The organism is Bradyrhizobium sp. 23, from assembly GCF_023073295.1.
Lineage (GTDB): Bacteria > Pseudomonadota > Alphaproteobacteria > Rhizobiales > Xanthobacteraceae > Bradyrhizobium > Bradyrhizobium canariense_D.
Window position 1 is genome coordinate 435545 of sequence record NZ_JADPJF010000103.1, and the last position, 6393, is coordinate 441937.

Annotated in this window: 7 protein-coding genes and 2 pseudogenes; 2 read left to right on the top strand and 7 right to left on the bottom strand. The window is 63.7% G+C overall.

Annotation, left to right across the window (positions count from 1 at the left end):
* On the top strand, positions 1–383 hold a 383-nt coding region (locus IVB32_RS27100), incomplete at its 5' end, for a hypothetical protein (protein ID WP_247411919.1).
* A 74-nt stretch (positions 384–457) separates the two neighbouring features.
* On the opposite strand, the pseudogene IVB32_RS27105 reads toward IVB32_RS27100, so the two are convergent.
* The 7 genes and pseudogenes from IVB32_RS27105 to IVB32_RS27135 all read right to left on the bottom strand — a co-directional run bounded on the left by IVB32_RS27105 (position 458) and on the right by IVB32_RS27135 (position 5298).
* Positions 458–1165 (bottom strand): annotated as a pseudogene (locus IVB32_RS27105) (DUF2235 domain-containing protein).
* A gap of 244 nt (positions 1166–1409) precedes the next feature.
* Positions 1410–1664: pseudogene (locus IVB32_RS42815) on the bottom strand (DUF6527 family protein); the annotation flags it as partial.
* Positions 1661–2836 carry a ThiF family adenylyltransferase gene (locus IVB32_RS27115; RefSeq protein WP_247369548.1) on the bottom strand — a complete coding sequence of 392 codons (1176 nt, stop codon included), beginning with the start codon at positions 2834–2836 and terminating at the stop codon, positions 1661–1663. The gene IVB32_RS27115 and the pseudogene IVB32_RS42815, both read right to left, overlap by 4 nt.
* The gene (locus IVB32_RS27120) at positions 2811–3218 is read right to left on the bottom strand and encodes a multiubiquitin domain-containing protein (RefSeq protein WP_247411920.1); all 408 of its coding nucleotides are present in this window, start codon (positions 3216–3218) and stop codon (positions 2811–2813) included. The genes IVB32_RS27115 and IVB32_RS27120 overlap by 26 nt, the downstream gene beginning before the upstream one ends.
* A gap of 74 nt (positions 3219–3292) precedes the next feature.
* Complete coding sequence (locus IVB32_RS27125; protein WP_247411921.1) at positions 3293–4009, bottom strand: PD-(D/E)XK nuclease family protein; 717 nt, start codon at positions 4007–4009, stop codon at positions 3293–3295.
* A gap of 119 nt (positions 4010–4128) precedes the next feature.
* Complete coding sequence (locus IVB32_RS27130; RefSeq protein WP_247369540.1) at positions 4129–4434, bottom strand: hypothetical protein; 306 nt, start codon at positions 4432–4434, stop codon at positions 4129–4131.
* Between the two features lie 210 nt (positions 4435–4644).
* Entirely contained in the window at positions 4645–5298 is a 654-nt protein-coding gene (locus tag IVB32_RS27135) for a vWA domain-containing protein (RefSeq protein WP_247411922.1), read from the bottom strand.
* A 144-nt stretch (positions 5299–5442) separates the two neighbouring features.
* On the opposite strand from IVB32_RS27135, the gene IVB32_RS27140 reads away from it, so the two are divergent.
* Positions 5443–6393: cytochrome c peroxidase (locus IVB32_RS27140; RefSeq protein ID WP_247411923.1), on the top strand; the 951-nt coding region annotated here is incomplete at its 3' end.

The following is a 6393-nucleotide window of genomic DNA, read 5'->3' on the forward strand; positions in this document are numbered from 1 at the left end:
CCATCACGTCCATGGAGAATCTCAAGATGACCAGGCATACGAAAGCTCTGACGATCGCGATCGCCGTCCTCGCTTCGAGTCCCGTTTTGCTGCCGAGCACCGTCTCCGCCGCCTGCAACGGATGCACCGTCGACGTGCCGGACGGCTCGCTCCCCGCGCGCGCTTACGGCGAGGCGGCCGGTGGCGCCGTCGGCGCCATGGTGGGCGGCGCCGTCGGATCGGCGGTGGGAGGAGCCGTCGGCACGGCTGCAGGTGGCGTTGCGGGCGGCGTCGGCGGCGGGATCGTCGGCGGCGCCGCTGGAACGGCGATGGGCGATCACGCCGGCACCTTCTACGGCGGAGCCGCCGGCGGTCTCATCGATCGCATGAACGGCGGCAGATAGGTCGTTCTCCGGCCCCAGCCGGCGCCACCCGAGCGAGTCGGCTCCGACGCGTCCGCGCCGGAGCCGAAATCTTTTTAGATGCTCGCTATCGACGAGAGCAGGAAGGTCGGGAGGTTGCCGAGCGCCGCGACGGTGTCGTAGACGCCGACGAAGTAGGGATAGACGTTGGCGTTGTCCTGGACGGCCGCGTCAGCCGATCCGTAGCGCCGCCGGAAGGCGCGTGCGATGCGCTCGCGCGTCTCGATCAGGAACTTCTGGCGCGCGGTGGCCTTGTCGATCTTCCTCGGCTCGGTGAACTGGTACACGTGCTTGACCGCCTCGGCGGCGAGTTCGCGCGCGGACGCGTCGTTGAGCTTGAGCGGAGTGTTCGCATCGTCGGCGACATGCGCCGGAATTCCGCAGCGCGCGACGATGCCGGCCAGGCAGCGCGCGGTGTACGCGCCCCTCGAAAATCCGATCATGAAGATGCGGTCGTCGGGACGCCACAACTGGATGAGCGCGGCCTAGCAGTCGATTAGGTTGCGCGTGATGCCGAAGCCAGTCGCCCGGGCCACCGTGTTGTGGATCCAGCGCAGCGCCTTGCCGAAGATGTTGGCGCCGTCGGCCTGCGAACCGAGGCCTGGGTCGTAGAACGCGACCTGTTCGCGCGGATCGATGGTCGAGTCGGGGCCGCAGCGGCTCGCCCGGTGCATCTTGTAGACGTTCGTGCGCGCCTCGTCGAAGCGGAAGCCGCCGGCCTGACCGGTGCCGTCCGAGTAGATCACCACGTTCTTCACCATCATTCTCTCCAATCGCTCGGATCGAGGGTTCGCTGGTTCGCCGACCGTCCGCGTTTCGCGTCCGGTCGACGGTATCGTTCGTCAGAGCTCCGTGAAGGCTGACTTCAGTCTGGCCATCAGCCTCGCCCTGCACGGAAACGCCGGTCGCCGCGGGCGTGCCAGCGAGGTAGGTCGTGCGCGCTTTCTTGTCCCGGCGGCGGCCGGCCTCGACCTGTGCCTTCGTCCACTGCGGCGCCTCGATCACCCGGCCTGCGCTGACCACGTAGTGGGAGCGGCAGCGCAGATTCCAGTTGCCGATCGAGGGATGCAGCGAGACCACATCCCCGTCGAACGACATCTGCCATTGCGCCGGGCTGAACGGCGTGACGACTTCCTCGCCGCAGCCGCAGCAGCACCGATGCGTCGCCGTCGCATACTCCATCGACAGGTACAGCACGCCGGGCTCGATGCTGTCGGGCATAGTCTCGACGAAGCGGTGTCGAAGCTGCCTGGTCCTGATCATGACCGGTCACCGTTCAGCAGCATGTTGCCGTCGGTCGTGTAGGTGGAGTGATGTTCTCGCTCCAGGTCGCGATAGAAACCGCGGATCTTCTTCCACTTCACGACCGCCATCGCCGCGTTGAGCGCGTTCAGGTCCGCCACCTGGATGTTGGTGGCATACAGATCGTTCTCGTCGCCGGCGCTGCCGAACGAGATGCGGCCGCCGTGCACGTGCGCCCTTATGTCCGGCGTGCTCGCGGTCACCCGCAGGATGCCGCCGAGCGATCCGTCGACCAACTCGAGGCCCATGCCGACGTCGACGAAGGGAATGCCCATCTCCTCGCACTTCTGCACCGCGAGCTTCTTCGGCTCTCCCGCATCCATGCAGATGAAGGCGAAGGTCGCGCCGTCGAGCAGGTGAAGGTTGTTCCGATCCAGCGCGACCGGGTGCGGAACGATGTTCCGGTGCATCTTGGAATAGATGCCGGCGAGGTAGTGGACCTTCTTCTGCACCTGACGCAGTTCGTCGAGCGATGCCGCGCCGGGGGTCCGGAACGCGTTGTGCGTCAGGAAGTCGTCGCCGTCGATGGCCCGGATCTCGGCGACCGGCGTCTTCGCGACCAGGTCGAAGGCATAAGCGCCGGTGCCGCCGAGACCGATAAACACCACCCGCTCGTTCTTGAGCAGCGCCGTCAAGGCGCCGATGCCGACGCGATCGGACGCGGTCTCGGTGTAGTTGAAGACGGTGTCGTCCTCCGGCTCGGGCGCCGCGTAGGAACGAAGCTTGAGCTCCGGTTTGACCACGGCCGCCGGGCCGGCGATGACGCCGGCGTAGGTCGTCATCTTTGCGTGGTAGTCCGCGTAGCCCTCGGGAGGCTTGCAGGAAAAGGAAAACCTGGCCGTCAGCCCGTTGCCGAGATCGACCACGGCGTTGGCGTGACGCAGCGCCTCGATTTCCTTGCCATCCTTGTCGCACGGATAATCGCCGTCCCATTGCACCACGTGCGTATCAGGGCGCTGGGTGACGTCGCCGGCCAAGGTGAGGGACGAGATCAGGCGTCCCAGCCTGACCTCGCCCTTTGCGTCGACGTAGGGCACCTCTATCACGAGGAGGCCGCCGCGGATCCGCACCGGGTAGCCTTCCTCGCGGAGCTTGCCGAGGTCGGGGTTACGATCGAATGGTTTTTGTGACATTGAAGATCGTCCCTTCCTTCTTGACCTTGACGTGGCCGCCGGGGCCGAGTTCGCCGGCGTGCGGCTCCGATGCGGCGTGGCGATACGTCATCGAGAACGCCACGTCGGGATCGTGCGAGCCGGGAAAGGCGATCTGCACGATCTCCTCGAAGCTGACGGTGTCGCCATTCACCGTGCGCTTGCGCGCGTTCACGACGATCTCGGACTCGCGCGGATGGAGCGCTTCCTCGAGTTCGTGCTCCGCGTCGGCCAGCTCATGCTCGGCGCGCTGTTCCTGCTGGTGGGCCTCTTCGAGGTCCTGTTCGGCGTGGTGGATGTGTTCCAGAGCACGTTCCACCGGATTTCCGTGCTCCGGCGGGGAAGAGGGGTCGTCCATGGTCATGTTGCACCTATCGGTTGGGTGAGCCCTGCGGCCCTCACCCCACTAATCGGTGCGGCAAACCTCGACCGGTAATCTCAGGCGAACTTTTTTCTGAAGGAGCCAGCCGGCACCGGCCCGCAAACGAAGAAGGCCGGACAATTCGGGCAGGTAAAGAGAGAGGCCTTCGGGGCGAACGCGCCGGCGCGAATACCGGAGAGCGCATCTTCGATGTTTTTCTTTTTTGTTTTCAATGACTTGTCGGTGAACGAGATGTCGGACGTCTCATGATCGGACAGGTGCTGCACCTGCACGGCGGCACCGGGCGCGTTCGTCCGCGCAGCGATGGCGAACGCCCCGGCTTCGATCTCCTTGACGTCGTCTTCCCTGTAGTGGCCGGTCTGGATTCTTCGGAATGACCGTTTTCCCCCCTTCAGCACCAGCACGTCGTCCGGCGTGACGACGATTTCGTCGGCCTCGATGGAAAATCGCAGCGGGACCGGCGCCGTCGCGGCGAGACCGGCGCGCTGGGCCAGGAAGTAGCCGATCATGTCCGACGCCAGCGCGAGGAATTCCTGAGCGTAACCGTGCTCGTTCAACTTCCGCTCTGCGAAGGCTTGGTCGATCAGGCCCGCGAGCTGGCTTGCGTCCGGAGCCGGACCTCCCCGCGAAACGATCTCCTTGAACACGGCGCGGACCGCGTCGTGCAACTGCAAAAACGGGGTCGGTGTCCGGCGGCCCCCGACGTTCAGCACGTGTGTGTAGAAGAAGCGGCGCTGGCACGATGCGTAGAGACCGATCTGGAAAGCGCTCACCGAGACGGCGCCGTCGATCTCGATCGGGATGGGCAGCTTCTCCGGCGGCGCGGGGCAGTCGGCCAGGTCGTCGAGATGCCGCGCGGCGAGCCCGATGCGTCTCACGAATTCAGAAGGTTCTACTTTGAAACGCGCAACTTGGAGATCGAGTTGCCGATCTGGGTGAAGGCGGTGTCGATCTCACTCGGGCTGCTCAGCATGAAGAAGTTTGCTGATCCGCTCGCACATTTGGGCAGCACGGGCGACACGCCGGTCCCGCCATCAAGCTGGACCGTGTAGATGGTCGTGTTCTTAGCCTTGACCGCGGCGCATAGAGCCTCCATCCGCGTGTCGATCTTGCCGCGTTCAGTCGAGGACGAGGTCATGGACCCGTCACCGTTCCAGCGGTTGACGATGTTCTGGCCGTCGGTGAATAGGATGATCACGTGCCGGTAGACGTTGTTGACGTCCTCGGCCGGTGCGTTCAGCGGCGCCTGCTGCAGCAGCGATAGCCAGCCCCAGTGCAGGCCGATGGTCTAATTGGTGCCGCCGTTCGCCGACATCGCGTCGATGGTGCTCTTGATGGTGCTGGATGTGCTGGTCAGCCAGCATCTTGGCGGGGCAGTACGGGTCCTGGTCTGCGACATATTGGGTCGTCAGCGCCGATGGCAACGCGTCGGAGACGTCATAGCTCTGATCGCGGTCGGAGACGCAGCCGTTCCAATTGGAAGTCGAAGGCGAGCCGACGGAATGGCTCCAGGTGTAGCCGTGCCCTTGCACATCGCCATCGTGTACCAGGAGCTCCGGCCGCTGCTGCAGTAGGAGTTGCCGGACGAATCGTCCGACCTGGGGTCCCACAGATCCCAGCGCAGCCACGCGGCCGAGGCCTTATCGGTGCCGACGTTGACGGCGCTCGCGAAAGGAATCACGGAGAGCATGACGTCCCTCGGGGTTTTCGCCAGCGCCCCGAGCTTGTCGACAAGGTTCTTGGATGCGGTCTTTAGGTTGCTGATCTTGGTGCCCGCCATCGAGCCGGTGTTGTCGAGCACGAGCGCGATGCGCAGCAGGCTGTTCCCCCAAGTCGAAGTCGAGCCGACGCTGAAGTCGAGGGTTGGAAACCCGGCAATCTGCATGAACTGGCTCTTGATTTCGCCCGACGCCGTCATCGTCACCGTCGATCCCTTGCCGCCGCCGTTGTTGGCGGTGTAGGTGGCGGATGCCTTGACGTTCTGGCTGTCGGTCTGGGTATATAGCCTGACCGCGTCCGGGATACACCGGTAGGTCTTGGCATGTCGCGAGGACGGGGCCAAGCATGATCAAGTCGCCTCTTCCAGCGCTTTTGCGGTCATCGTCTTTGGTTAGTGTCCGCACCCCGCTTGAATTCGCCGGCATTCATTAAAGCTTCGTTGACTAACACTTCATATACAGATCCGGTATTTCCGTCCGAGGAGCCAATGAAGGTCTGGGTCAGCCTGGCTTTGCTTGCGTCGTTTTTGCCGCTGGGCCAGCGTTTTGCCTGGTGGTCTACCGCGAAATCGGGCGAGGCTGCGGAGATCCGTGCCAGCTATCGTCGGCCGACGACCGTTCCTTTTCCCGAGGACAATCCCTACTCCGCGGTCAAAGCCGCTCTTGGCCAGCAGCTGTTCTTCGATCCACTGCTCTCAAGGTCCCGTACAGTTTCCTGTGCGACTTGCCACAATCCGTCGCTTTCGTGGGCTGATGGCCGCTCGCGTGCGATTGGGGAGGACCCGAAGGGTCTGCCGTTGCGTTCGCCTACTCTGATCGATGTGGCCTTCAGTGAACCGCTGGGCTGGGACGGAAAATTCAGGGATATCGAGGCCGTCACCTTTGGTCCGATCACTGGCCGGGCGAACATGAACCTGACGGAAGCGGAGTTGATCGACCGTCTGTCCGCCGCACCGGCCTATGGTGATGCATTCGCAACGGCGTTCGGAGACAGTGCGATTACGCGCCCCAGGATCGAAGCTGCCCTGGCGACCTTTCAACGCACCATTGTCGCTGGCGAGTCGCCATTCGATCGCTGGATCATGGGCGATGAAGCCGCGATCAGCGCACCGGCAAAACGCGGCTTTGAGATTTTCAACGGCAAAGCACGCTGCTCAAGCTGCCACAGTGGGCCATCTTTTACAGATGGATCGTTCCAGGATATCGGCACCGCGACGGATGATAATATCGGGCGCGGCCGACTGTTTCCGACATCCCAAAAGCTGCGATACGCGTTCAAGACGCCGACCTTGCGCGATGTCGCGCGTCGCGCGCCCTATATGCACGACGGATCGCTGGCAACGCTCGAACAGGTGATCGAACTCTATGACAAGGGTGGAATGGATCGTCCGAGCCGATCGCCTTCGATCCGGCCACTATTCCTTACGGCGGACGAAAAG